Origin of the sequence: Streptomyces javensis (genome assembly GCF_039525925.1) — a bacterium.
Classification (GTDB): domain Bacteria; phylum Actinomycetota; class Actinomycetes; order Streptomycetales; family Streptomycetaceae; genus Streptomyces; species Streptomyces asiaticus.
This window is the reverse complement of the sequence record NZ_BAAAIF010000082.1, coordinates 1-25785: the sequence shown is the minus strand read 5'-3', so window position 1 is coordinate 25785 and position 25785 is coordinate 1. Positions and strand designations below refer to the sequence as shown.

17 protein-coding genes and 1 pseudogene are annotated in these 25785 nt (G+C 72.8%); 5 read left to right on the top strand and 13 right to left on the bottom strand.

Annotated features, from left to right (window positions below):
• Positions 1–26 precede the first annotated feature (26 nt).
• Positions 27–1493, top strand: a complete 1467-nt coding sequence (locus ABD329_RS41400; protein ID WP_198280913.1) for an ABC1 kinase family protein — start codon at positions 27–29, stop codon at positions 1491–1493.
• Positions 1494–1633: 140 nt separating this feature from the next.
• Here ABD329_RS41400 and ABD329_RS41395 read toward each other — a convergent pair whose 3' ends face one another.
• From ABD329_RS41395 to ABD329_RS41380, 4 genes are all read right to left on the bottom strand, one after another.
• Entirely contained in the window at positions 1634–1945 is a 312-nt protein-coding gene (locus ABD329_RS41395; RefSeq protein ID WP_137979441.1) for a hypothetical protein, read from the bottom strand.
• Positions 1942–2304: a WhiB family transcriptional regulator gene (locus tag ABD329_RS41390; RefSeq protein WP_037952306.1), complete on the bottom strand. Its 363-nt coding sequence runs from the start codon at positions 2302–2304 to the stop codon at positions 1942–1944. The genes ABD329_RS41395 and ABD329_RS41390 overlap by 4 nt, the downstream gene beginning before the upstream one ends.
• 115 nt (positions 2305–2419) lie before the next feature.
• Positions 2420–2686: a hypothetical protein gene (locus ABD329_RS41385; protein ID WP_078559187.1), complete on the bottom strand. Its 267-nt coding sequence runs from the start codon at positions 2684–2686 to the stop codon at positions 2420–2422.
• Between the two features lie 143 nt (positions 2687–2829).
• The gene (locus ABD329_RS41380) at positions 2830–5124 is read right to left on the bottom strand and encodes an ATP-dependent DNA helicase UvrD2 (protein WP_425574441.1); all 2295 of its coding nucleotides are present in this window, start codon (positions 5122–5124) and stop codon (positions 2830–2832) included.
• A gap of 147 nt (positions 5125–5271) precedes the next feature.
• Here ABD329_RS41380 and ABD329_RS41375 point away from each other — a divergent pair, with 147 nt between their 5' ends.
• Positions 5272–5514, top strand: a complete 243-nt coding sequence (locus ABD329_RS41375; protein ID WP_020868579.1) for a mycoredoxin — start codon at positions 5272–5274, stop codon at positions 5512–5514.
• A gap of 83 nt (positions 5515–5597) precedes the next feature.
• Here ABD329_RS41375 and nudC read toward each other — a convergent pair whose 3' ends face one another.
• The 5 genes from nudC to ABD329_RS41350 form a co-directional block, all read right to left on the bottom strand.
• Positions 5598–6533 (bottom strand): NAD(+) diphosphatase, encoded by a 936-nt coding sequence (nudC, locus tag ABD329_RS41370; protein ID WP_198281159.1) that lies wholly within the window; start codon positions 6531–6533, stop codon positions 5598–5600.
• 51 nt (positions 6534–6584) lie between these two features.
• Positions 6585–7988, bottom strand: coding sequence for a dipeptidase (locus ABD329_RS41365; protein ID WP_198281160.1), 1404 nt, complete (start codon positions 7986–7988; stop codon positions 6585–6587).
• Between the two features lie 54 nt (positions 7989–8042).
• A complete protein-coding gene (locus tag ABD329_RS41360; RefSeq protein WP_344317762.1) occupies positions 8043–11696 on the bottom strand; it encodes an ATP-dependent helicase in 3654 nt (1217 codons plus the stop codon).
• Positions 11697–11866: 170 nt separating this feature from the next.
• Complete coding sequence (locus tag ABD329_RS41355; RefSeq protein ID WP_246618574.1) at positions 11867–15046, bottom strand: ATP-dependent helicase; 3180 nt, start codon at positions 15044–15046, stop codon at positions 11867–11869.
• Positions 15047–15437: 391 nt separating this feature from the next.
• On the bottom strand, positions 15438–15818 hold the full coding sequence (locus ABD329_RS41350; RefSeq protein ID WP_425574440.1) for an MGMT family protein: 381 nt from the start codon (positions 15816–15818) through the stop codon (positions 15438–15440).
• Between the two features lie 282 nt (positions 15819–16100).
• Between ABD329_RS41350 and ABD329_RS41345 the strand changes: the two genes are divergently transcribed.
• The 3 genes from ABD329_RS41345 (at position 16101) to ABD329_RS41335 (ending at position 22206) form a co-directional block, all read left to right on the top strand.
• Positions 16101–18872, top strand: a complete 2772-nt coding sequence (locus ABD329_RS41345) for a flippase-like domain-containing protein (RefSeq protein WP_198278107.1) — start codon at positions 16101–16103, stop codon at positions 18870–18872.
• Between the two features lie 198 nt (positions 18873–19070).
• Complete coding sequence (locus tag ABD329_RS41340) at positions 19071–20579, top strand: alpha/beta hydrolase (protein ID WP_198278106.1); 1509 nt, start codon at positions 19071–19073, stop codon at positions 20577–20579.
• 22 nt (positions 20580–20601) lie between these two features.
• Positions 20602–22206 (top strand): alpha/beta hydrolase, encoded by a 1605-nt coding sequence (locus ABD329_RS41335; protein ID WP_198278105.1) that lies wholly within the window; start codon positions 20602–20604, stop codon positions 22204–22206.
• Between the two features lie 101 nt (positions 22207–22307).
• On the opposite strand, the gene moeZ is transcribed toward ABD329_RS41335, so the two are convergent.
• The 4 genes and pseudogenes from moeZ to ABD329_RS41315 all read right to left on the bottom strand — a co-directional run.
• Positions 22308–23486: an adenylyltransferase/sulfurtransferase MoeZ gene (gene moeZ / locus ABD329_RS41330; protein WP_037952294.1), complete on the bottom strand. Its 1179-nt coding sequence runs from the start codon at positions 23484–23486 to the stop codon at positions 22308–22310.
• 85 nt (positions 23487–23571) lie between these two features.
• Complete coding sequence (locus tag ABD329_RS41325; protein WP_198278104.1) at positions 23572–24339, bottom strand: spherulation-specific family 4 protein; 768 nt, start codon at positions 24337–24339, stop codon at positions 23572–23574.
• Positions 24327–25382: an SDR family oxidoreductase gene (locus ABD329_RS41320; protein ID WP_344317760.1), complete on the bottom strand. Its 1056-nt coding sequence runs from the start codon at positions 25380–25382 to the stop codon at positions 24327–24329. Before ABD329_RS41320 ends, ABD329_RS41325 begins: the two co-directional genes overlap by 13 nt.
• A 189-nt stretch (positions 25383–25571) precedes the next feature.
• Positions 25572–25785, bottom strand: a pseudogene (locus ABD329_RS41315) (hypothetical protein); the annotation flags it as partial.

Sequence of the window (25785 nt, the reverse complement as noted above, 5' to 3'; positions counted from 1 at the left end):
TGGCACGGCTGTAGTTGGAGGGGCGCATGACCGATCTGCCGCGCAAGGCGATCACCCGTACCGCCAAACTGGCGGCGCTGCCCTTGGGATTCGCGGGGCGCGCCACATGGGGGCTCGGGAAGCGGATAGGGGGACGGCCGGCGGAGATCGTCGCACGCGAGGTGCAGCAGCGCACCGCGGAGCAGATGTTCAAGGTCCTCGGCGAGCTCAAGGGCGGGGCCATGAAGCTCGGACAGGCCATGTCGGTCTTCGAGTCGGCGCTGCCCGAGGAGATAGCCAGGCCCTACCGGGCGGCCCTGACCAAGCTCCAGGAAGCGGCCCCTCCCATGCCCAGCCGTACGGTCCACACAGCGCTGGAAGAGCGGCTGGGCCCGGACTGGCCGGAGCTGTTCCAGGAGTTCGACGACAAGCCGGCGGCGGCCGCCTCGATCGGACAGGTGCACCGGGCGGTCTGGCACGACGGGCGCACGGTGGCGGTCAAGGTGCAGTACCCCGGGGCCGGCGAGGCGCTGCTGTCCGATCTCAACCAACTGAGCCGGTTCGCCCGGGTGCTGGGGCCGCTGGTGCCGGGGCTGGACGTCAAGCCGCTGATCGCGGAGTTGCGCGAGCGGGTCGCCGAGGAGCTGGACTACGAACTGGAGGCGGCGTCCCAGCGGATCCACGTGGAGGAGTACGCACAGGACACGGAGATCGTGGTGCCCGAGGTGGTGCACCAGAGCGATCAGATACTGATCACCGAATGGCTGGAGGGGGTGCCGCTCTCCCAGGTGATAGCCGACGGCACACAGGAGGAGCGGGACCGTGCCGGGCAACTGCTGGCCCGCTTTCTCTTCTCGGGGGCATCCCGCACCGGGCTGCTGCACGCCGACCCCCATCCTGGGAACTTCCGGCTGCTGACCGGTGACGCCCCGGACGGGCCGCCGGAGCAGTGGAAGCTGGGCGTCCTGGACTTCGGTTCGGTGAACCGGCTCCCCGGAGGGCTTCCGGAGCCCATAGGCATCGCGCTGCGCATGGCGCTGGAGGGCGACGCCGCGGGGGTCTATGACCTGATGCGCGGGGAGGGGTTCGTCAAGCCGACGATCGAACTCGACCCGGATGATCTGCTGGACTTCCTGCTGCCGATGCTCGAACCGGCCCAGGTCGACGCGTTCGTCTTCGACCGGCAGTGGCTGCGCAGCCAGGCGGCGCGGATGGCCGACCGCCACTCCCCCGTCTATGAGCTGGGCAATCAGTTGAATCTGCCGCCCGCCTATCTGCTGATTCACCGGGTGACGCTGAGCACCATAGGGGTGCTGTGCCAGCTGGGTGCCACGGTGCGGATGCGGGATGAGCTCGAGGCATGGGTCCCCGGCTTCGCCGTGGACCCGGAGTCCGAGGACCGCGCCGAAGCGGATGCCGAAGCGGATGCCGAAGAAGGCCCCGCGGCAGACGCCGGGGAAAAGGCCGCGGACGGCGCCGAGGAGGCGCCCGAGGCCGCGGAGACCTCGGCCTGAGCTCGGAGAATTCGGGCGCCTCGGGATAGCCGGAGGGCCGGTCCGATCGGACCGGCCCCCGTGGTCACGCGATGGGTCGGCGTAGGACCCGTCGGTGTGTTGGTATCAGCCCCGCCTCTGGCCGGTGCCGCACATGGTGGTTACTGCATGACCGCCATGGCCAGGGCGCGGCGGGCGCGGAGCGAGGCACGCTCCGCACGCCGCTGCATCCGACGGGCGGCCGCGAGCCGAACGGCCTGGCGTTCGGACTCGGCCTCCTGAAGCCGGTCGTGCATATGCGCACGTGCCAGGGCTTCTTGCATGAGTTGCATTTCTCGGTTCCTGTTCTGGCGCGCCTCGGGCGCACCGGAGGTATCGGGTGCGGGTGTTTCGGAGACCGGTGGGGTCATCGTCGGGACCTGCTTCATGGGGTCGTGCGTCGCTGGGCGATCGATGGTGCCGATGGTGCTCATGCCGCGACCGGGTTCTTACGCGGACGACCACGCGGCCGCTTGCGGGCCACCACCACGCCCTGGACGAAGAGCTCGCCGCCCCAGACGCCCCAGGGCTCCCGGCGGTCCTTGGCACCGGCGAGGCAGGCCTCCCGCAGCGGACAGGTCTGGCAGAGCGACTTCGCGTACTCGACGTCGGCCGGGGACTCGGCGAAGAAGACCTCCGGGTCGTACGAGCGGCACGGAACGGCTACACCCAGGTTCTCGATGGCGTCATCGAGTTCGGTGAGGGCGGTGAGCGGGGTCAAGGAGTCCTCCGAGGAGTCAGGCGGGCGGTTCAGGTCGGTCGATGCGGACGGGGCGTGTGCGTTGAGTTGCACGGTGTGTGTTCCTCGTCTCTTCGGTCCGGCTGGTGGCCGGGCTCTGGCAAATCAAAAGGGCCGCGGATCCCGGTGTGGGTTCCGCGGCCCTGGAAGGTGCCGACCTGATCCTGGATCAGGCTGGATAACTCCAGGGTTCGAGCCTGCGGAAGGCCCACGTCTTGTGGTGCTGCTGCGTCGTCCGGGATTCGGCACCATTGGCCGCAAAGGCATAGGCCTTTGCCTGTGCCGCTGCTGCTACCGCAGGTGCCTGGATCGGTCGCTCGCTGAGACGCGCCTCATTGGCGCCGGGCATACCGGTGCCAGGAAGGGCGGAGCCGAGCAGGCATGTGGCGACGACCGACCGATCGGCCTTTTTGATGGTGTTGATGTAGCTGATCACTGGTCTTCGCCTCCTCTCGGCGTCTCAGGGACCGGTCCGAAACCAGTCCGGGTGTCCAAGTACAACACGGAATCCTCGGCTCCTGGAAGGGCCGTTGTCCTCCGTGCTCGGAAGGCTATGGGTATGCCCTCCACGCGCGCAAACTATTTTTCCGTCGAGTTTTGCCAAGGGTCACCCGAATGGCTTCCCCCGGCATCGCCGTCGCCCTCGTCGTCGAGTGCGGAGGGCAGTTCCCGGCCCGCGCACAGCGCGAGAACATCGGCCCCGAACCGGTCCAGCTTGCGCCTTCCCACACCGGAGATGCGGGCGAGCTCCGGTTCGGTTCCCGGAACGGCCTCGGCGATCGCGAGCAGTGTCTTGTCGGTGAACACGCAGTACGCCGGCTGCCCCAGCTGCCCCGCCTGCTCCGCCCGCCAGTCGCGCAGCCGCTCGTAGAGCGCCTCGTCCAGCTCGGACGGGCAACCCTCGCAGCGCATCAGCTTCATCTCGCCCGCGTCGGTCAGCGCCCGGCCGCACACCCGGCAGTGGACCGGGCCGCGCCGCCTGCGCACCCCGCCGCCCCCGCCCGGGGCCGCCACCCCGCGCTCGATTCCCCCGCCCCCGCCCGGGATGCGGGCGCCGACGGCCTGGGAGCCGGGCCGCAGCCCGTTGAGAAAGCGGGTGGGGCGGCGGGAGGCCCGGCCGCCCGGAGCCCGCGAGAGCGCCCAGGACAGCGTCAGATGACGCCGGGCACGGGTGACCCCCACATAGAGCAGCCGACGCTCCTCCTCGATCTGCTGCTCCGTCTTGGCGTAGGTGATCGGCATCATCCCCTCGGTCAGACCGACCAGGAAGACGGCGTCCCATTCGAGGCCCTTGGCCGCGTGGAGTGAGGCGAGGGTCACACCCTCGACGGTCGGGGCGTGCTGCGCCGCCGCCCGCTCATCGAGCTCCGCCACCAGATCGGAGAGCGTGGCCCCGGGGCGGCTCGCCGCGAAGTCCTCGGCGAGCCGCACCAGCGCGGCCAGGGACTCCCAGCGGTCGCGCACCGCGCCCGAGCCCGCCGGGGGCTCGGGCGTCCAGCCACGGGTGGTCAGCACGGCCCGCACCTGGGACGGGATGTCCGCGTCCGCCAGCGCCGGGTCGGTGCTGCCCCCGCGGGCCGCGCCGCGCAGCAGCAGCCCCGCCTCGCGCACCTCGGGCCGCTCGAAGAACCGCTCGGCGCCACGCAGCTGATAGGGCACCTGGGCATCCGCCAGCGCCTGCTCATAGAGCTCCGACTGGGCGTTGACCCGGTACAGGACCGCGATCTGGCTCGCCGGGATCCCGCCGCCCCCCTGCTCGACCGGGGTGATCAGCTCACGGATCCGGCGGGCGGTGCCCTCGGCCTCGGCCGGCTCGTCCGCATAGGCGGCGTAGGCCGGGTCGGGGCCCGCCTCCCGCTGGGAGACCAGCTCCAGCCGGTGCTCGGCGGCCCGGCCGCGGGCCTGGGACAGCAGCCCGTTGGCCAGGTGGACCACCTGGGGGGTCGAGCGGTAGTCCCGGATCAGTTTGACCACGGTGGCCCGGGGGTGGCGGGTGCGGAAGTTCAGCAGATGGTCGGGGGTGGCGCCGGTGAAGGAGTAGATGGTCTGGCTGGCGTCGCCGACCACGCAGAGGCTGTCCCGCTCGCCCAGCCACAGATCGAGCAGCCGCTGCTGGAGCGGGCTGACGTCCTGGTACTCGTCGACCACGAAGTGCTGGTACTGACGGCGCACCTGGTCGGCGATGTCCGGCCGCTCCTGGAGCACACCGACCGTGAGGAGCAGCACGTCCTCGAAGTCGATGACGCCGCGGTCGCGCTTCAACTGCTCATAGGTGGCGTAGATCCGGCCGATCTCGGCGGCGTCCCGGGGGGCCTCGCGGCCGGACTTGGCGGCCACGGCCGGATAGTCCTCGGGCACGGTCTGGGTGACCTTCGACCATTCGATCTCGCCGGTCACATCCCGCAGCTCATTGCGGTCCAGCCGGACCCGGCACCGGGCCGCGGCCTCGGCCACGAGCTGCACCTTGCGCTCGACCAGCCGCGGCACCTCACCGCCGACCGCCTTGGGCCAGAAGTACTGGAGCTGGCGCAGGGCCGCCGAGTGGAAGGTGCGCGCCTGCACCCCGCCCGCGCCGAGCTGCCGCAGCCGGCCGCGCATCTCCCCCGCCGCGCGGTTGGTGAAGGTGACGGCCAGCACACTGGCCGGCTGGAGTATCCCCGCGCGCACCCCATAGGCGATCCGGTGGGTGATGGCACGGGTCTTGCCGGTGCCGGCCCCGGCCAGCACGCACACCGCGCCGTGCAGGGACGTCGCCACCTCGCGCTGCTCGGGGTCGAGTCCGTCGAGCACCGCGTCGGCGTCACGCGGCGTGGCCGCGTAGGCACCCGGCGTGGAGCCCTGCGAGAACAGAGTGGAGGACGTTGCGGCAGTCACCCCGCCATGCTGCCAGGTCCCCTGAGACGCCCGATGCCGGTTGTCCACAGCCGTGGCGCTCCGGTCATATGAATCCGGGAATGACCGGCGGAAGGTGTGCGTTCACCTTCTGCCCACCCACCACGAACCCGAGGAGAGCGAAGACCGATGTCCGGCACTGTGACGATGTACAGCACCACCTGGTGCGGCTACTGCCGACGCCTGAAGGGGCAGATGGACCGCGAGGGCATCGCCTACACCGAGATCAACATCGAGCAGGACCCGGAGTCCGCGGCCTTCGTCGAGAAGGCGAACGGTGGCAACCAGACCGTGCCGACCGTTCTCTTCCCCGATGGGTCGACCCTGACCAACCCGTCCCTGGCGCAGGTCAAGGCCAAGGTCGGGGTCTGACCCGGCCTCCGGCGGTCTCTGCGTCGGTCCCGCGGCCGCAGCGTCCGCCCCACGGTCTCTGAGTCGGTTCCGCGGCCTCTGACTCAGCCCCGCGGCAGCGGCTCGCCGTACCAGAGCTCGATCAGCCGGGCCGCGATCGAGATCCCGGAGGGAGGCAGGACCTCCCCGGACTCGAACGCGGCCCGCAGGTCCTCCCGGGAGAACCAGCGCGCCTCGTGGATCTCCTCCCCGTCCACCTGGATCCGGGAGGACGTGGCCCGGGCCATGAAGCCGAGCATCAAGCTGGACGGGAACGGCCACGGCTGGCTGGCCACGTACTCGACCTCGCCGACCGTGACACCGGCCTCCTCCGCCACCTCGCGGACCACGGCCTGCTCGATCGACTCGCCCGGCTCCACGAAGCCCGCCAGCGTCGAGAAGCGCCCCTCCGGCCAGTGCACCTGGCGCCCCAGCAGCGCCCGGTCCTGATCGTCCTTCACCAGCATGATCACGGCGGGGTCGGTGCGCGGGTAGTGTTCGGCCCCGCACGCCGGGCAGCGGCGGATATGGCCCGCCGCCGCGATCACCGTGCGCTGACCGCAGCGTGAGCAGAAGCGGTGCAGCCGCTGCCAGTTCTCCAGCGCGACCGCGTGCACCAGCAGCCCCGCGTCGCGCTCGGACAGCAGCGCGCCCGCCTCGCGCAGCCCGGCGGGGCGTGCCGACTGGTCCATCCGCCCCGGCAGGGAGTCCTTCTGGAGCGCGAAGTAGCGCACGCCCTCCTCGTCGGTGCCCAGGAAGTAGCGGTGGTTCTCGGTGGGCGGGGCCTCGAAGGACGGGGTCATCACGAGTTCGGTGCGGCCGTCCGGGGCGTCGTCGACCAGGGCCTGGCCGCCGGAGACCACGAAGACGCGCGTCGTCGGGTGGCTCCACGCAGCGGCCAGCCACGCCTCGTCCAAGCGGTGGTGCGCGGAGCGGTCGATGCCGCTCGGTGCGCTGAGCGTGATCGGCCGGTCGGTGGCGTGGTCGGTCGAGGTGGTCACGGCTGCTTCCAACTCCCCCAGAGGAATGGGTGGTTCACGTAACAGAGCAAGCTAATTCCGTCCATTCTCGGCGAGATCGGCCCAGAGGTGGGCGGCCGTCTCGGCACCCTTCATGAGCAGGCCGAGCTCGACCTTCTCGTTGGGCGCGTGCCAGCCGTCGGACGGCACCGAGATGCCCAGGAAGAGCACCGGAACGCCGAGGATGTCCTGGAGGTCGGCGGCGGGGCCCGATCCGCCCTCGCGGGTGAAGCGGACCTCCTGGCCGAAGACGCGCCCCATGGCGCGGACGACCGACTGGAGCGCGGGGTGGTCCAGCGGGGTCAGACAGGGGCGGGTGGCGCCCCAATAGGTGATCTCATGGCGGATCCCGGCCGGGATCCGGGCGGCGACCCAGTCCCGCACGGCCGACTGGATCTTCTCCACGTCCTGGCCCGCCACCAGCCGGAAGGACAGCTTCAGCTGGGCGGCCGAGGGCACGATGGTCTTTCCGCCCGGCCCCTGGTAGCCCCCGCCGATGCCGTTGACCTCGGCGGTCGGACGGGCCCAGATCCGCTCCAGGGTGGAGTACCCGGCCTCGCCGAGCGTGGCCCGTGAATGCGCGGTCCGCAGCCAGGCCGCCTCGTCGAACGGCAGCTCGGCGAAGAGTTCGCGCTCACGGTCGGTCAGCTCCACGACGCCGTCGTAGAAGCCGGGGATCGCCACCTTACGGTCGTCGTCGTGCAGCGCGGCGGCCAGCCGGGCGGCCTCGGTGGCCGGGTTGGGGACCGCGCCGCCGAAGGAGCCGGAGTGGATGTCCTGCCCGGGGCCGTGGAGGTCGATCTGGCACTCGACGAGGCCCCGCATACCGGTGCAGACGGTCGGGGTGTCCTCGGACCACATCCCGGTGTCGGAGACGATCACGGTGTCGCAGGCCAGCCGGTCGGCGTGCGCGCGGACCAGCTCGGGGAAGTGCGGGGAGCCGGACTCCTCCTCGCCCTCGATCAGCAGCTTGAGGTTCACCGCGGGTGCGGCACGGCCGGTCACGGCCAGGTGCGCCCGTATCCCAAGGGTGTGGAAGAGGACCTGTCCCTTGTCGTCGGCGGCGCCGCGGGCGTAGAGCCTGCCGTCCTCGACGACGGGCTCGAAGGGGTCGGTGCGCCAGCCGTCCGCGCGGTCGGCGGGCTGGACGTCGTGGTGGCCGTAGACGAGCACCGTAAGGGCGTCGGGATCACCGGACGGCCATTCGGCGAACACTGCCGGGGCGCCCGGTGTGTCCCATATCTCAGTCACCGGGAAGCCCGTGGCGGCCAGGTGGTCCCTGAGCCACTGGGCGCCGCGCCGGACGTCCTCGGCGCGGGCGGGGTCGGCGGATACGGACGGGATGCGCAGCCACTCGGAGAGCTCGGCGAGGAAGGCGGCGCGATGGCCGTCCACAAAGGCGCGGACGGCGTTGTCCGTGTCCGGGGTGTTGCTCATGCATGCGAGCCTATCCGGCCCGCGGCCGGGCGAGGGCGGGGGCCTCCGGGCCGCTCAGGTGCGCTCGCTCTCGGTGACGGCTTCGCCATCGATACGGTCATTTCCGGTCGTATCCGCGTCTCCGTCCCGGCCGACGTCCGCGCCTCCGTTCGGGCCGACGTCCGCGCCTGCCTCCCCGCCGATGTACGCGTCCCCCGGTTCCCCGAGCAGGACGCGCTCGAGCCCGGCCCGGCCGGGCAGCCCGGCGGGGCGGACCACCTCGCCGCTGCGTACGTACACGAAGGCCGCCGTGACCGCCGACAGGGGCAGCCCGTGCTGTTCGGCCCAGGCGACGCGGTAGATGGCCAGCTGGAGCGGATCGGCGTCCTGGGAGCGGCCGGTCTTCCAGTCGACGATCTCGTAGCGCGGGCCGTCGTCGGGGCCCGTACCCGACTCGCGGTACACCGCGTCGATTCGGCCGCGGATGGTGCGGCCCGCCAGGGTCAGCTGGACCGGCACCTCCACTCGGTAAGGGGTGCGACGGGCGTACGGCGTGCGGGCGAACGCCTCCTTGAGCGCGGCCAGATCCCGCTCGTCGGCGATCTCCGCCTCGTCGTCCTCGCCGCCGGGCAGCTCGTCCGGGCCCAGGAAGGGCAGCGGCAGCGCCTCGAAGCGCGACTCGACCCAGGCGTGGAAGCGGGTGCCGCGCCGCGCGGCGGGGCGCGGCGGCCGGGGCATGGGGCGGGCCAGCTCCCGTGCGAAGCCGTCCGGGTCGGCGGCGAGGCGCAGCAGCTGGGACGCGGTGAGCGTGCCCGGCAGTGGCACCTCGTGCACGGTCTCGCGGGCCCGGCGCAGCTCTCCGGCGAGCGCGTCCAGATCGCGGTCCCAGGACCCGATCAGCCGGGCCTCCTCGGGCGTCGGCTCGCCCTCGGCCCGTTCTGACGTGATTTCGGACACATCGGGTTCCGGTACGCCAGGTTCCGGTACGCCGGGTTCCGGCACGCCGTGAGGGTCGGGGGGCGGCGCGCCGTCGTACGGCTCGTCCTCGTACGAACCGTAAGGATCCTCCGGAGGCTCGGGCCACTCCGGGTCCTCCGGGGGTTCGAGCTCCTCCGGGGGCTCCGGAAAGAGATCCCCGTCCGACGAGGGGTGCTCCTCCGACGAGGGGTGCTCCTCGTCCCGCGCGGTCGGCTCATCCCCCACCGTCTCGATGCGCGCCAGATGGGCGAGCACCACATCGGCGGCGCGGCGCCGGTGGCGCAGCGCGGCCGGGTCCAGCGGAAGCGGCCAGGCCCGGTCGGCCGCCGACTCCCGCAGGGCCGGGTTCTCCGAGCCCTCCTCCGGCGGTGCGGCCCATGCCTCGATCTCGCCGTACCCCGCCTCGCAGTGCTCGCGCAGCGCGTCCAGGAAGCCCGACGGGCCGCGCGGACGCTTCTGGGTGGGGCCCCACCAGTGCCCGGAGCCCAGCAGCAGCGAGCGCGGCCGGGTGAAGGTCACATAGCCCAGCCGCAGCTCCTCGGTCCGCTGGTGCCCCTTCATGGCGTCCTTGAAGGCGGCGATCCCCTTGCTGTCCCAGGCGGTGATGTCCGGGAGGGTCCGCGCGTCCCCGCGCAGCTCGTGCGGCAGCACTTTGGCGTTCGCCGTCCAGGACTCGCGGGACTGTTCGCTCGGGAACTGCTTGGCGACCAGCCCCGGCACCGCCACCACGTCCCACTCCAGCCCCTTGGCCTTGTGGGCGGTGAGCACCTTGACCGTGTTCTCGCCGCCGGGCAGGGCGTTGTCGAGCCCCTTCTCGTACTGCGCGGCGGTGCGCAGAAAGCCGAGGAAGCCCTGAAGGGTGGCCTCGCCGTCCACGGCCGCGCCGCCCTCCCGGCCCGCGAAGGAGGCCGCGACGTCCAGGAAGTTGCCGAGCGTCTCGCGGCGGCGCGCGGCCAGGGCCTGCGGTGAGGCGGACAGCTCGACCTCGAGCCCCGTGGTGGCCAGGACCCGGTGGAGGACGTCCATCAGCGGATCGGCCAGCGAGCGGCGCAGCTCGCGGAGTTCGGCGGCGAGCCGGGCGAACCGGACCCGTGCGTCGGCCGAGAAGGGCAGCCCGTCGTCCGGGCCGCCGCCCGCCTCCAGGAAGGTGTCGAGGGCGTCGGCGAGGGAGATCACCTCGGCGGGGTCGGTGCCCTCGACGGCCTCGGCGAGCCGTCGGTCCGGATCGTCCTCCGCCCCGTCCGGCCCGCCGTAGGAGACCAGCGCGCGGGCGCGGCGGCCGAGCAGCGCGAGGTCGCGGGGACCGATCCGCCAGCGCGGCCCGGTGAGCAGACGGACCAGCGCGGCGTTGGCCCCCGGGTCCTGGAGGACCTCGCAGACCGCCACCAGGTCGGCCACCTCCGGCAGGTGCAGCAGCCCCGACAGGCCCACCACCTCCACCGGAACGTCCCGCTCCACCAACGCGCCCTGGATCTGTGCGAAGTCACCCGCCGTACGGCACAGCACCGCGATCTCACCGGGCGCGGTGCCGGTGCGCACCAGGTGGGCGATGGAGTCGGCGAGCCAGGCCAGCTCCTCGGCGTGGGTGGGCAGCAGCGCACAGCGCACCGCCCCGTCCCGCTCGGCGCCGGGCGCGGGGCGCAGCGCCTCGACGCCCTCGTGCATGGCGCGCAGCGGGGCGGCCAGCCCGTTGGCGAGGTCCAGGAGGCGGCCGCCGCTGCGCCGGTTCTCGCTGAGCGCGAAGCGCTCGGCCGGGCGGCCGTCGGCGTGCGGGAAGTGCTCGGGGAAGTCGTCCAGGTTGGCCACGGAGGCGCCGCGCCAGCCGTAGATGGCCTGACAGGGGTCACCGACGGCGGTGACGGGGTGTCCGGTGCCGCCGCCGAAGAGGCCGGACAGCAGCAGCCGCTGGGCGACGGAGGTGTCCTGGTACTCGTCGAGCAGCACGACCGCGAACTGCTCGCGCAGGATCCGGCCGACCTCCGGGTGGTCCAGGGCCAGGGTGGCCGAATGGGCGATCTGGTCGCCGAAGTCGAGCAGATCGCGGCGGCGCTTCTCGTCGCGGTACGCCTCGACCAGGCCCAGCAGCTCCTGGCGGGCGCGGGCGGCCTCGGGCACCTTGCGCAGCGCCTCGTTGGTGAGCCGCGTGCCCTCCAGCGTCCGCAGCAGCTCGGTGTCGTACGCGCGCAGCCGCCCGGTGGGGACGAGGTGCTCGGCGAGCTCGGCGTCGAGCGCGAGCAGATCGGTGACCAGGTCGGAGAAGGGGCGGGTGAGCGCCGGATACGGGCCGGGGGCGGAGCGCAGGACGCGCGCGGCGAGCTGGAAGCGGGTGGCGTCGGCGAGCAGCCGGGCGCTCGGCTCGAGGCCGATGCGCAGCCCGTGGTCCTTCAGCAACTGTCCCGCGAACGCGTGGTAGGTGGAGATGGCGGGCTCGCCCGGGGCCTCCTCGGTGGCGCCCGGATCCGGGTCCGGGTCCACGATGCCCGCCGTGACGAGGGCCTTGCGGACGCGCTCCGCCAGCTCTCCGGCGGCCTTGTTGGTGAAGGTGAGGCCGAGCACCCGGTCGGGCGCGACCCGTCCGGTGCCGACCAGCCAGACGACGCGGGCGGCCATCACCGTGGTCTTGCCCGAACCCGCCCCGGCGACGATTACCTGCGGGGCGGGCGGTGCGGTGATGCACGCCACCTGCTCCGGGGTGAACGGGATCCCGAGGAGTTCCTTGAGCTCCTCGGGATCGGTGATGCGGGCTGACACTCCAGTGAGGCTATCGGTGCCCACCGACACGCCCCGCCGCGCCGGTCGACGGCCGCCCCGGGGTCACGGCTAGAGGGGCCATGGCGTCGGCCCGGCGCCGCGCCGCTCCAGCCTGGTGCCGCGCCGCTCCAGCCCGGTGCCGCGCCGCCCCGGCCCCGTGCGCGCCGGCGTCACTCGACCACATGGCGCCCCTCCGCCCGCGCGCTGCACGCGCCCCGGAAGGCGCAGCGCTCGCAGTGGTCGCCCGTGCTCGGGGTGAACCGCTCGTCCAGGACGCGCCCGGCCGCGGTGGCGAGCAGCTGCCCGACCCACTCCCCGTCCGGCGGCTCCTGGGCCTGGACCTTGGGGACGTCGTCGCCGCCGTCCTTCTTGGCGGCGCCCTGCCGCAGCTGGACGAGCTCCGCGCCGCCCGGCTCTGGGCGCCCGCCGTCGAAGACGTCGTCCACGGCGCCCTCGCGCACCGCCAGCTGATAGACCGCCAGCTGGGGGTGGTGCTCGACGTCGCCGCGGGTCACGGCCTGCCTACCGGTCTTGAAGTCGACCACATAGGCGCGCCCCCGCTCGTCCGTCTCGACGCGGTCCATGCTGCCGCGGATGCGCACCTTATAGACGTCGGCTTCGAGCGTGACGTCGAAGGAGTGCTCGGTGGCGACCGGGGCGCGGCCGCCGCGCTCCATCACGTGCCAGCGCAGAAAGCGCTCCAGGGCCGCCCGTGCCTGCTCCTTCTCCTGCCGTGACTTCCAGGGGGCGTCGAAGGCGAGCGCGTCCCATACGGAGTCCAGGCGCTCCATGAGGACCGCGAGATCGGCCGGGGTACGGCCGGAGGCGACCTCGTCGGCCAGGACGTGCACGACGTTGCCGAAGCCCTGGGCGGCCGTCGAGGGCGCGTCCGCCTTCACCTCGCGCCCCAGGAACCACTGGAGCGAGCAGGTGTTGACGAGCTGGTCGAGCGCGCTGCCGGACAGCGCCACGGGCCGGTCCCGGTCGCGCAGCGGGACCTCGCTGTGCGTCGGCTCGTACAGCCCCCACCAGCGGTAGGGGTGGGCGGCCGGGACCAGCGGGCGGCCCTCCTCGTCGCGCAGCGCCGCGAGCCGCGCCAGCCGGCGCGCGGCGGCGTCGCGCAGCACCTCCGAGGCGTCCGGGTCGACGGTGGTGGCGCGCAGCTCGGCGACGAGCGCGGCGACGGACAGCGGGCGGCGCGGCCGGTGGACGACGTCGGTGGGCGGGACGCCCAGTTCGGCGAGGAAGCGGGAGGGCTGGTCCCCGTCCTCGGAGGCGGCCTTGACGGCGGTGACCACGAGCCGCTCCTTGGCGCGCGTCGCCGCCACGTAGAACAGCCGCCGCTCCTCGGCCAGCAGGGCGCCCGGCGGCAGCGGCTCGGCCAGCCCGTCCCGGCCGATCCGGTCGGCCTCCAGGAGCGAGCCGCGCCGCCGCAGATCGGGCCACAGCCCCTCCTGCACCCCGGCGACGACGACCAGGGCCCATTCGAGCCCCTTGGAGCGGTGGGCGGTCATCAGCCGTACGGCGTCGGGGCGGACCATCCGGCGGGAGAGGGTGTCGGCCGCTATGTCCTGGGCGTCGATCTCCTCCAGGAAGTTGAGGGCGCCACGGCCGCCGGTGCGCTCCTCGGCGCGCGCGGCGGTCTCGAACAGCGCGCACACCGCGTCCAGGTCGCGGTCGGCGTTCCGCCCGGAGGTGCCGCCGCGCTGGGCGGCCCGCTCCAGGCGGCCGGGCCAGGGAGTGCCGTCCCACAGCCCCCACAGCGCCTGTTCGGCGGTGCCGCCCCGGGCCAGCTCCTCCCGGGCCGTGCGCAGCAGCCGCCCGAGGTTCTGGGCGCCGCGCGCGTACGCCGGGTCGTGGACGGCCAGCCGCTCCGGCTCGGCGAGCGCCTCGGCGAGCAGGACGTCGGAGGGGCGCGGCACCGCCCGCCCGGCCGACCGCTCCTCCTCGCGCAGCGCGCGGCCCAGGCGGCGCAGGTCGGCGGCGTCCATACCGCCCAGGGGCGAGGCGAGCAGGGTCAGGGCGGTCTCGACGCCGAGGACCGCGGACAGCCCGCCGCTGTCCGGCAGCGCGGCCGTGGCGGCCGCCCGCAGCGCCGTCAGCAGGGGGGCCACGGCGGGCTCATGGCGCAGCGGGATGTCATCGCCGTCCACCTCGACGGGGACACCGGCCGAGGTGAGCGCCCGGCGCACGCCCGGGATCGAGCGCCCCCCGGCGCGCACCAGGACGGCCATCTCGCGCCAAGGCACCCCGTCCTCCAGATGGGCGCGGCGCAGGATGTCGGCCACATTGTCGAGCTCGGCGCCCGCGGTCGGGTAGGTGTACGCCTCGACGCGGCCGCCGTCGCGGGTGGCCGCGAGTTCCCGGTGCGCCCTTACGGCTCGCGCGGGCAGCCGGGTGAGCGGCATCCGGACGGAGATCTGCCGGGTGGCCGCGAGCAGGGCGGCCCCCGAGCGCCGGGAGACGGTGAGGACCTCCATGTCGGCGGGCCGCCCGTCCGCCCTCGGGAAGTCCTCGCGGAAGCGGAGGATGCCGCCCACGTCGGCGCCGCGGAAGGCGTAGATCGACTGATCGGGGTCGCCGAAGGCGAGCAGGGTCCTGCCGCCGCCCGCGAGCGCCCGCAGCAGCCGCCCCTGGGCCACGTCGGTGTCCTGGTACTCGTCCACGAACACCGCGTCGTACCGCCCCGCCAGCTCGGCCGCGACCTCGGGCCGTCCGGCGAGCAGCACCGCCCGGTGCACCAGCTCCGCGTAGTCCAGCACCCCCTGGGCGTCCAGGACGTCGAGGTACTCGGCGAGGAAGCCGGCCGCGGCGGACCAGTCGGGGCGACCGGTGCGCTCGGCGAACTCCCCCAGCGACCGTGGGCCGAGGCCCAGCTCCCGGCTGCGGGCCAGCACCGCGCGCACCTCGTCGGCGAAGCCCCGCGTGGTCAGGCAGGCGCGCAGGTCGTCCGGCCAGCGGACGGAGGCCCGGCCCTCGCTCGCCAGCTCGGCCTGACCGGCGAGCAGTTCCCGGACCACGACGTCCTGTTCCGGTCCGGAGAGCAGCCGCAGCGGATCCACGAAGAGGTCGACGTCCTGGTGGGCGCGGACCAGTGCGTAGCAATAGGAGTGGAAGGTCGTGGCCCGCGGGGCGCTCGCGCCGCCCAGCCGCGCGGACATGCGGTCGCGCAGTTCGACGGCCGCCTTACGGCTGAAGGTGAGCACCAGGAGCCGCTCGGGATCCGCGCCCTCGCGCACCCGGCGGGCCACCGCCTCCACGAGCGTCGTCGTCTTGCCCGTGCCGGGCCCGGCGAGCACCAGCAGAGGACCGCCCCGATGCTCAACCACAGCGCGCTGCCGTGCGTCCAGGACAGGAAGGGCACCTGGCTCCGGCCGCTGACGGAGCAGGCGGTAGACGCCCTGGGCCGACTGCCGTGAGGACGGCTGCCGCGCCTGCCGCTGCCGTGGAAGGGACGAGGGGGAGGAGCTCACGTTGGATCGCCGGTCCTGGTGGGTTGGCTGGGTGCGGGACAGCCTCTCATGTGCTGTCGGGCCTCACCCGGATGGCTGTGGATACCGCCGGTACGACCGCGAGCCCGCCGCACGCGCTCCCAGCCTCAGGCTCGCCGGACGCCGGTACCAACGCGGGCCCGCCGCATACGCGTACGGCCCCGCGCTCACCGCGCCCCGGCACGGCCGCGCGTCCGCCGCCCCCGAGGACGGCCGCCCCGGGCCCGCCGCGCTTGCGAAAGCCGTCCCGCTAGCGGCCGTGGTCCTGCCCGCCCCCGTCCCACCGCGCCCTGGCCATGTCGATCCGCGGCACATGGCCCTCGGCCGAGCGCGCCGCCTCGCGCAGCGGGGTGCCCTCCTCGCGGTAGTGGCCAAGGGCGCGCAGCTCATGGCCCGGCAGCAGCACACCGTCCGCGCGCACCACCCGCCACCACGGCACGGCGCCCCCGTAGAGCGCCATCACCCGCCCCACCTGGCGCGGGCCGCCCTCCTCCAGCCATTCGGCGACATCCCCATAGGTCATCACGCGGCCGGAGGGGATCAGCTCGGCCACCTCCAGCACCCGCTCGGCGTACTCGGGCAGCTCCTCGGAGCTGTCCCCGTACTCCGGCTCCCTGCTCTCCCGGCTCATCCGTCCCATCCTGCCGCACCCCTCCGACAGCCCCGACGACAGCCGCGCCCCACGCGTCCGCCGCACGCATGCCCGCACGCCCCTCCGCACGCCCCGCGGAGCGCACTCCCGCGCGCCCCGCGCAGGGTCGCGACGGGTCCGCTCCGGGACGGATCGCGGTTCGATCACGCATTGTGCGGGAATCCTCAGCAGGGCGTACCATTCGGGGTCCACGTCCCCGAAATGCACCCTGATGCCCCCCTCCGCAGCCCGGGCATGCCACCATCTTCCGGGCGGTGACTGGTGATACGAGATCAAGAAGAGACGGCGAAGCAGCAGGGTGCGCAGCCTCCGGAGGAGGAGGCCCGCACCCCGGAGTCGTTGCCGCACTCCACGACACCGCCCGGTCGGCCAGACGCAGAGGCCCCGGGCTCGGGGGATGACTGCGGCCCGGACGGACCGGAGGGCCATGTGGACCGGGTCTCCGGCGACGAACCGCTGCTGCCGGCCCGTGTGCACCGCCCCTCCGATCTGCTGCGGACGCTGCTCGGGATCCTCGGCATGGCCATCGTGCTCGCCATCGCGGCCTTCGCACACGGCACCACCGCGGGTCTGGAGAAGGACATCGGGCACGGCGCCAACCAGGCGCCCCCGCTACTGATCGACTTCGCGGGGCTCACGGCCGGGGTGGCCGTCCTCGTCCTGCCGGTGGCCTTCGCCTTCGAGCGGCTGATCAAACGGGACGGACTGCGGATCGCCGACGGCGTGCTGGCCGCGGTGCTGGCCCACGGGGTGTCCCTGGCCATGGACCTCTGGGTCGCCAGAGGCGCCCCCGGCTCGCTCCGCGAGGCGCTCACCCAGCCCGCGCCCGGCGGCACCTTCAGCGACCCCGTGCACGGCTATCTCGCCCCCGTCATCGCCTATATGACGGCCGTCGGCATGGCCCGGCGCCCGCGCTGGCGGGTGGCCATGTGGTGCGTACTGCTGCTCGACGCCTTCGCGGTGCTCGTGGGCGGCTACACCACACCGTTCTCGATCATCCTTACGGTGCTCATCGGCTGGGCGGTGGCCTATGGCACGCTCTACGCGGTCGGCTCCCCCAACGTTCGCCCCACCGGACAGCACCTGCTCGCCGGGCTGCGCCGGGTCGGCTTCAACCCGGTCAGCGCCATGCGCGCCGAGGAGCCCGAGGACGAGCACGGCGGCCATGGCGACCGGGGCCGCCGCTATCTGGTCACCCTGGAGGACGGCCCGCCCCTGGACGTCACGGTCGTCGACCGGGAGCAGCAGGCCCAGGGCTTCTTCTACGGCGTCTGGCAGCGGCTGACCCTGCGGACGATCACCCCGCCGCGCAGCCTCCAGTCGCTGCGCCAGGCCCTGGAGCAGGAGGCGCTGCTCGCCTACGCGGCCATCGCGGCCGGGGCCAACGCGCCCAAGCTGATCGCCACCTCCGAGCTCGGCCCGGACGCCGTGATGCTCGTCTACGAGCACGTCGGCGGGCGCCCGCTGCACGCCCTGCCGGACGAGGCGATCACCGACGAGCTGCTGGCCGGGGCCTGGCACCAGGTCCAGGCGCTCCAGTCGCGGCGGATCGCCCACCGGCGGCTGGACAGCGACGCCCTGCTGGTCGACCGCAACGGCACGGTCTTCCTGACCGATCTGCGCAGCGGTGAGATCGCGGCCGGCGACGTGGTGCTGCGGATGGACATCGCCCAGCTGCTGACCACCCTGGGGCTGCGGGTGGGCGCCGAGCGCTCCGTGACCGCCGCGGTGGAGGTCCTCGGCCCGGACGCGGTCGCCGGAAGCCTTCCGCTGCTCCAGCCCCTGGCGCTCGGCCGGGGCACCCGCGCGACCCTGCGCCAGCTCGCGCGCGAACGTGCCCAGCGCCACCGGGAGGCCGTCCTGGAGGCGTCCCACGCCGCCAAGGAGGCCAAGGAGGCCCGGGAGGCCGAGGCGCGGGAGGCACAGGAGGCCGCCGGGGGCCCGGAGGCGGCCGTGGGCGACCGCAAGACGGCCAAGGCCGAGAAGCAGGCGGAGAAGCGCGCCATCGAGGAGGCCCTGGAGGACGCCCGCGAGGAGGATCTGCTCTCCCAGATCCGCCAGCAGGTACTGCTGGTGCGGCCCCAGGCTCCGATAGAGCCCGAACGGCTGGAGCGCATCAAGCCGCGCACCCTGGTCAGCTTCTGCGCGGGGGCCTTCGCCGCGTACTTCCTGCTGTCCCAGTTCACCCACCTCAAGCTGGGCGCCCTGGTCGGCGAGGCCAACTGGATCTGGGTCATCTTCGCGCTCGTCTTCTCCGCGCTCACCTATCTGGCCGCGGCGCTGAGCCTGCTCGGCTTCGTCCCGGAGAAGGTGCCGCTCGGGCGGACGGTGCTGGCGCAGGTGGCCGCCTCGTTCGTGAAGCTGGTGGCGCCCGCGGCGGTCGGCGGGGTCGCCCTCAACACCCGCTTCCTCCAGCGCGCGGGGGTGCGGCCGGGGCTCGCGGTGGCCAGTGTGGGCGCCTCCCAGCTGTTCGGGCTCGCCAGCCATATCGTGCTGCTGCTGACCTTCGGCTACATCACCGGCACCGAGCGCACCCCGGCGCTCTCGCCGTCCCGGACGGTGATCGCCGGGCTGCTGACGGCCGCCGTCCTGGTCCTGGTGGTGACCGCCATTCCCGTGCTGCGGAAGTTCGTCTCCACCCGGGTCCGGTCGCTGTTCGCGGGCGTCGTCCCGCGCATGCTGGACGTGCTTCAGCGGCCGAAGAAGCTGCTCGCCGGTATTGGCGGCACCCTGCTGCTGACCGCCGCGAACGTGATGTGCCTCGACTCCGCGATCCGGGCGTTCGGCGGTGAGCTGAGCTACGCGAGCATCGCGGTCGTCTTCCTCGCGGGCAACGCCCTGGGGTCGGCGGCGCCCACCCCCGGCGGTGTGGGCGCGGTCGAGGCCGCCCTGATCGCGGGCCTGACCTTCGCCGGACTGCCGTACGAGACGGCGGCGCCCGCGGTGCTGCTCTTCCGGCTGATGGTCTTCTGGCTGCCGGTGCTGCCCGGCTGGGTGGCCTTCACCCACCTCACCCGCAAAGAGGCGCTGTAGCGCCGGTGCTCGCCCGCGAAAGGGCGCTGGACAGGCTCGGCCGCGAAGAGGCGCCGTAGCGCCCGTGGAGGCCCCGCTGAGGCCCTTCCGCGGCCTCCGGGCACCCGGGCCTCCCCTCACCCGTACGCCCCCGCTGTGCGCGCGTGCGGCGGCCACGGACCTCACGATGGCGGTACCCCCACCCCTGGGAGAGCCGCCGTGTCCCGACCTCTGCGCCTCGGTGCGCTGTCCGCCGCCCTGCTGCTGACCGCCCTGGCCGCCGGATGCGGCGGCGACGGGGGGCGTCCGGACACCTCGGCCCACCAGAAGCCGGACTGGTCCAGCTGCCCCGCCCCCTCCCCGAGCCAGGACGCGGCCGCCACCAAGGCCCCCGGCGGGGAGTGGGAGTGCGCGACGCTCCACGCGCCGCTGGACTACCGCAAGCCGCACGGCAAGACCATCGGCATCGCCATGATCCGCGCCAAGGCCACCGACCGGCGCCACCGGATCGGCTCGCTGATCTTCAACTTCGGCGGCCCCGGCGGCTCGGGCGTGGCCACCCTCCCGGCGCTCGCGGGCAGCTACAAGCAACTGCGCACCCGCTACGACCTGGTCAGCTTCGATCCGCGCGGGGTCGGCCGCAGCAGCGGGGTGCGCTGTCTCGGGGACCGGCAGCTCGACGCCTACTACGCCGCCGACTCCACCCCGGACGACAACGCCGAGGTGAAGAGCCTGGTCCGCCGGGTGAAGACCTACGCCACCGGATGCGAGAAGAACTCGGGCACGATCCTGCCGTACGTCGGCACCACCAACGCCGCCCGTGACATGGATCTCATGCGACGCGTCCTCGGCGACAAGAAGATGCACTACTTCGGCGTCTCCTACGGCACCGAACTCGGCGGCGTCTACGCCCATCTGTACCCGAAGCAGGTGGGGCGCGCCCTCTTCGACGGGGTCGTGGACCCCATGCAGACACCCGAACAGGGCGCGCTCGGCCAGGCCAAGGGGTTCCAGCGCGCCCTCGACGACTACCTGAAGGCGTGCACCAGGACCAGCGTCTACAGCTGCCCCACCCAGAACCGGATCCGCACGCTGCTGAAGCGGCTGGACGGCCGTCCGGTGCGCGGCTACGGCGGCCGGAAGCTGACCGAGTCCCTGGCCGACGGGGGTATCGCGCAATCCCTGTACTCGCGGGAGTACTGGCAGTACCTCACCCAGGGGATCGCCGCAGCCCAACAGGGCGACGGCAGGATCCTGCTGGCCCTGGGGGACGCCATGAACGGACGCGGCCCGGACGGCCGCTACAGCACCCTCCAGTCCGCCCTTACCGCCATCACCTGCGCCGACTTCAAGCAGCGCTATACGGTCCCGGACATCGAGCGGAAGCTGCCCACCTTCCGTAAGGTCTCCCCCGTCTTCGGCGACATGATGGCGTGGGGCCTGACCCAGTGCGCCGACTGGCCGGTCCACGGCGCCTGGACCACGCCCGACGTGAGCGCCAAGGGAGCCGCGCCGATCCTGGTCGTCGGCAACACCGGTGACCCGGCGACCCCGTACGAGGGTGCCGCGCGGATGGCGAAGGAGCTGGGCCCCGGGGTCGGCGTCCAGCTCACCTACAAGGGCGAGGGCCATGGGGCGTACGACAGCGGCAACGCCTGTGTCCGAAAGACGGTCAACGCCTATCTGCTCCGGGGCACGGTGCCTCCAAAGGGCAAGGTCTGCGCCTAAAGCCGACATAGGATCTCCGGATATGCCGAGTTCCCCACGCACCATACGGACCAGGGCGCTGGTCTCCATGACCGCCATGGTCACCCTCCTCTCCGTCGCGGGCTGCGACGACGACGGGGGGAACGAGCAGGGCAAGGCGTCGTCCGAGCCCTCGGCGTCGGCCCCGGCCGCGCCCTCGGGTTCCGGGCTGCCGGGCTCGCTCACCGGTCAGAAGCTCAACTGGTCGTCCTGCCCCGCCCCGACCGCGATGCAGGGCACCGGTGAGAAGCCGGGAAGCGAGTGGGAATGCGCCACTCTCAAGGCGCCACTGGACTACGCGAAGCCCAGAGGCGAAACGATCGATCTGGCCATGATCCGCGCCAAGGCCACCGGATCGGGCAAGCGCATCGGCTCCCTGGTGTTCAACTTCGGCGGACCCGGCGGCTCCGGTGTCTCCTCGCTCCCCGGTTTCGCCGCCGCCTACGACACCCTGCGCTCACGCTATGACCTGGTGAGCTTCGATCCGCGCGGGGTCGGCGAGAGCGCCGGGGTGCGGTGCCAGAGCGACAAGGAGATCGACGCCTCGGACGCCGTGGACAGCACCCCGGACGACGACGCCGAGGTCAAGGCCGCGATGGCGGACGCCAAGGCGTTCATCAAGGGCTGCGAGAAGCGTTCCGGCAAGGTGCTCGGCCATGTGGACACCGTGAGCGCCGCGCGTGACATGGACCTCATGCGGCAGGTGCTGGGCGACGACAAGCTGTCGTACTTCGGCATCTCCTACGGCACCGAACTCGGCGGCGTCTACGCCCATCTGTACCCGAAGCGGGTGGGACGCGCGGTCCTGGACGCCGTGGTCGACCCCACCGAGGACCCCGAGCAGGGCTCCTACGGCCAGGCGAAGGGGTTCCAGCTCGCGCTCGACAACTACCTCGAGGACTGCGCCAAGAAGGGCACGGCCTGCCCCACCGGCGGTGACCCGGCGGCCGGTGCCGACCGGATCGTGGCCTTCCTGAAGAAGCTCGACAAGAAGCCGCTGTCCACCGAGAGCGGCCGCAAGCTCACCCAGGACGGGGCGCTGAGCGGTATCGCCGCCGCGCTCTACGACAAGGAGAGCTGGAAGTACCTGACGCTCGGGTTGCAGGAGGCGATGCAGCTCGAGGAGGGCAACATGCTGCTCGCCATGGCCGATTCGATGTCCGGCCGCGACGAGAACGGCCACTACAGCAACATCAACGCCGCCAACGCGGCCATCAACTGCGTGGACGACAGGCAGCGTTACACGGTGACCGATGTGAAGGCCCAGCTACCGCGCTTCCGCAAGGCGTCACCGGTCTTCGGCGAGTATCTGGCCTGGGGCATGCTCGGCTGCACCGGCTGGCCGGTGGACGGCACCACGGACACCCCCGACGTCAGCGCCGAGGGCTCGGCGCCGATCCTCGTGGTCGGCAACACCGGCGACCCGGCCACCCCGTACGAGGGGGCCCGGAAGATGGTGCGGGAGCTGGGCGAGGGCGTGGGCGTCGAGGTCACCTACAAGGGGCAGGGCCATGGCGCGTACAACAGCGGCAACGCCTGCATGACGAAGACCGTGAACGCCTATCTGCTGGACGGGAAGGTGCCCGCGGGCGGCAAGACGTGCCGCTGACGCTCTCGTGGCAGCCGTAAGGGCGCCGACGACAGCCGTAAGGGGCCGGATCGCCGTCGGCGCGGCGGTCCGGCCCCGTTACGGGCGGTGCGTACCGAAGATCAGTAGACCGGCTTGTCGGGCTCGATCTGGTTGACCCAGCCGATCACGCCGCCGCCCACATGGACGGCGTCGGAGAAGCCCGCGGACTTCAGGACGGCCAGGACTTCCGCCGACCGGACACCCGTCTTGCAATGCAAGACGATCTTCTTGTCCTGCGGAAGGTCCTGGAGGGCGCCGCCCATCAGGAACTCGTTCTTCGGGATCAGCCGGGCGCCGGGGATCGAGACGATCTCGTACTCGTTCGGCTCGCGGACATCGATGATGTCGATGTTCTCGCCGTCGTCGATCCACTCCTTGAGCTGCTTGGGAGTGATCGTCGAACCGGCCGCCGCCTCCTGGGCCTCGTCCGACACCACACCGCAGAACGCCTCGTAGTCGATCAGCTCGGTGACGGTCGGGTTCGGGCCGCAGACCGCGCAGTCCGGGTCCTTGCGGACCTTGACCTGGCGGTAGGTCATCTCCAGGGCGTCGTAGATCATCAGGCGGCCGACCAGCGGGTCACCGGTGCCGGTGAGCACCTTGATGGCCTCGGTGACCTGGATGGAGCCGATGGAGGCGCACAGCACGCCCAGCACGCCGCCCTCGGCGCAGGACGGGACCATGCCGGGCGGCGGGGGCTCCGGGTACAGGCAGCGGTAGCAGGGGCCGTGCTCGGACCAGAACACCGACGCCTGGCCGTCGAAGCGGTAGATCGAGCCCCACACGTACGGCTTGTTCAGCAGCACGCACGCGTCGTTGACCAGGTACCGGGTGGCGAAGTTGTCGGTGCCGTCCACGATCAGGTCGTACTGGGAGAAGATCTCCATCACGTTGTCCGCCTCGAGACGGCCCTCGTGCAGCACGACGTTCACGTACGGGTTGATGCCGAGGACCGAGTCACGGGCGGACTCCGCCTTGGACCGGCCGATGTCCGCCTGGCTGTGGATGATCTGGCGCTGCAAGTTGGACTCGTCGACCTCGTCGAACTCCACGATGCCGAGGGTGCCCACGCCGGCCGCGGCGAGGTACATCAGGGCCGGGGAGCCGAGGCCGCCCGCGCCCACACAGAGCACCTTGGCGTTCTTCAGCCGCTTCTGCCCGTCCATCCCGACATCGGGGATGATCAGATGGCGCGAGTACCTGCGGACCTCGTCGACGGTGAGCTCGGGAGCCGGCTCGACCAGGGGTGGCAGCGACACGGGGACTCCGTAAGGGGAGGGAGCAGACGGTTCACCCCCGCGTGAGCGGGGTGGTTTTCTTCTCGTAACACTGCCACGCCCCATCTCATTCCATGACACGTGGTCCGAGTCGCGAGACGATTTCGTCCCAGTAGCCGGGCAGGGCCGTCCAGGGGGAATCGGTGCAGGTCCGCCCCTCGGGATGAGCCGTACGGTCGGTGAAGTAGATCGTGCCCGCACCCTGCCAGCGGGCGATCCTCAGCGCTTCCTCGAGATGCCGGCGCGGTACGCCGTGCACCTGGTGGCAGAACCGTTCGGGCGGATACCCAGCGGTCCACTCGGCCACCTGGGACCAACGGTAGTCGGGCCATGAGCCCCGGAAGGTCACCAGCTGGTCGGCGAGCTCCATATAGCCCTCATGCGGATGGATGCCCTGGCCGAGCACCAGATAGGCGCCGCCCAGCAGCGCGCGCAGCGTGGCCGCCGTACGGCGCACCTCGGACAGTCCTGGGCGGTCCACCGGGCAGCGCTCCAGACAGAAGCCGTCCACCTGGTACCAGTCCAGGAAGTGGTTCGCGTCACTGATCACCTCGCCGAAGGGGCGGGTGCCGCACCGCAGGTCGAGATGGCCCAGCACCCGTACGCCCGTGGCGCGCAGCCGGGCCGCCGCCGTAAGGCAGTGCGGATCCCGGCGCGAGCCGGGGCCGCGGGCGACGTTGAGGACCGCCCAGTGCAGGGGCGCGCCGGGGCGGGTGAGCTCGGCCCACTCGGTGGGCGCCACCAGGGGGTGGGCGTAGCCGGGCACTCCGAAGCCCAGCCGGGCGGTGATGGCCGGGACCTCGTGCCCCGGGTCCGCGGGAATCAGATGCGACATGCCGCCTCCATCCAGATGTCGGCGAGCGACTCCTCCAGCGGGATCCTGGAGCGCCAGCCGAGCCGGTCGCGGGCGGTGCGCACATCGGCCTGCTGCCAGCTGCCGCAGCCGTCCGGGTAGGGGTAGGTGGTGGCGCCGCCCGCGCCTGCCGGGCCGCCGCCGTGCTCGCCCGCCACCTGGGGGTGGGCGGGGGCGGTGGCATGGCCGTGGGCCGCGCCGTGGGGATGGGCGGGCGCCGGGACGTGGACCGCGGCGGCCGGGACGTGATGCGGTCCCCCGCGCCCCGGCGGGGTGTCGATCTCGTGCAGGGCGCCGCCGAAGCCGGCGACCCTGGCGAGCACGGAGGCCGCCTCGCGCAGCCTTACGGCGCGTCCGCTGCCGATGTTGACCACGCCCTGCGCGGCCGACAGCGAGGCGGCGTGGACCGCCCGCGCCACATCCCGTACGTCCACGAAGTCGCGCTGCACGCCCAGGCCGCTCAGCTTGAGCTCGTTCTCCCCGGACTGCATCGCGCGCCGCATCGCCTCCGCGAGCCGCCCCAGCGGCGAACCGGCCGGAGTGCCCGGGCCCACGGGCGAGAAGACCCGCAGCACCACCGCGTCCAGCCCGGAGCCCAGCACCAGCTCGGTGGCGGCGAGCTTGCTCACGCCGTACGGGCCGCCGGGGCGCGGCACGGCGTCCTCGGCGGTCGACGAGCCGGGCTGCGAGGGCCCGTACTCGGAGGAGCAGCCGATCTGGACGAGGCGGGCGCCGCAGCCGCTGCGGCGCAGCGACTCGCAGACGGTGGCCACGGCGACGGTGTTGTGCCGGGTGAGCTCGCGCGCTCCGCCGCGGGTGGCCCCGGCGCAGTTGATCACCACGCCGGGGTGGACCGCGTTGAGGAAGCGGGTGAGCGCGCCCGGGCTGCCATTGGAGAGGTCGAACCGCACATCGGCGTCGTCGCCGCGGCCGAGCGCGGTGAGCTGGACGGCGGGGTCGGCGAGCAGGTGTTCGGCCACATAGCGGCCGAGGAATCCGCCGGACCCGAGCAACAGGACTCTCATCGGTCGCGCCTCCCCGTACCGGCGCGCTGATCGGTCATGTCGCAGCTCATGTGGTTGCTCCTCGGACTCATTGAGGGGGAAGGACGGGGGGTGGCGGGTTCGGTGGGCGCCTTACGGACGCGGTGCGCGCCTTACGGGCGCGGTGGCGTTACGGACGCGGTGGGCCCCTTCCGGGGCGCGGTGGACGCCTTATGGGGCGCGGTCCGGGGCGGTGCGGGTCGTACGGGTGTCATGAGCGGCCCGGGCGGTATGCGCGCCGGGGTCGCCATGGGCGGAGGCCCGGCACAGGGCGCCGAACGCGTGGACCAGCAGGACGAGCGCGGTGGCGCCGCAGGCGGCCGCGGGGACGGCGGCCGCGCCATGGGCGGCGGTCAGCCGTGCCACGGGCTCCCCGAGCGGCGCG

Excerpts from the sequence above, each read along its gene's own strand:
- ABD329_RS41400 (WP_198280913.1), top strand. The coding sequence starts at position 27 with ATGACCGATCTGCCGCGCAAGGCGATCACCCGTACCGCCAAACTGGCG.
- ABD329_RS41395 (WP_137979441.1), bottom strand. The coding sequence starts at position 1,945 with ATGAGCACCATCGGCACCATCGATCGCCCAGCGACGCACGACCCCATG.
- ABD329_RS41375 (WP_020868579.1), top strand. The coding sequence starts at position 5,272 with ATGTCCGGCACTGTGACGATGTACAGCACCACCTGGTGCGGCTACTGC.
- ABD329_RS41365 (WP_198281160.1), bottom strand. The coding sequence starts at position 7,988 with ATGAGCAACACCCCGGACACGGACAACGCCGTCCGCGCCTTTGTGGAC.
- ABD329_RS41350 (WP_425574440.1), bottom strand. The coding sequence starts at position 15,818 with ATGAGCCGGGAGAGCAGGGAGCCGGAGTACGGGGACAGCTCCGAGGAG.
- ABD329_RS41335 (WP_198278105.1), top strand. The coding sequence starts at position 20,602 with ATGCCGAGTTCCCCACGCACCATACGGACCAGGGCGCTGGTCTCCATG.
- ABD329_RS41325 (WP_198278104.1), bottom strand. The coding sequence starts at position 24,339 with ATGTCGCATCTGATTCCCGCGGACCCGGGGCACGAGGTCCCGGCCATC.
- ABD329_RS41320 (WP_344317760.1), bottom strand. The coding sequence starts at position 25,382 with ATGAGAGTCCTGTTGCTCGGGTCCGGCGGATTCCTCGGCCGCTATGTG.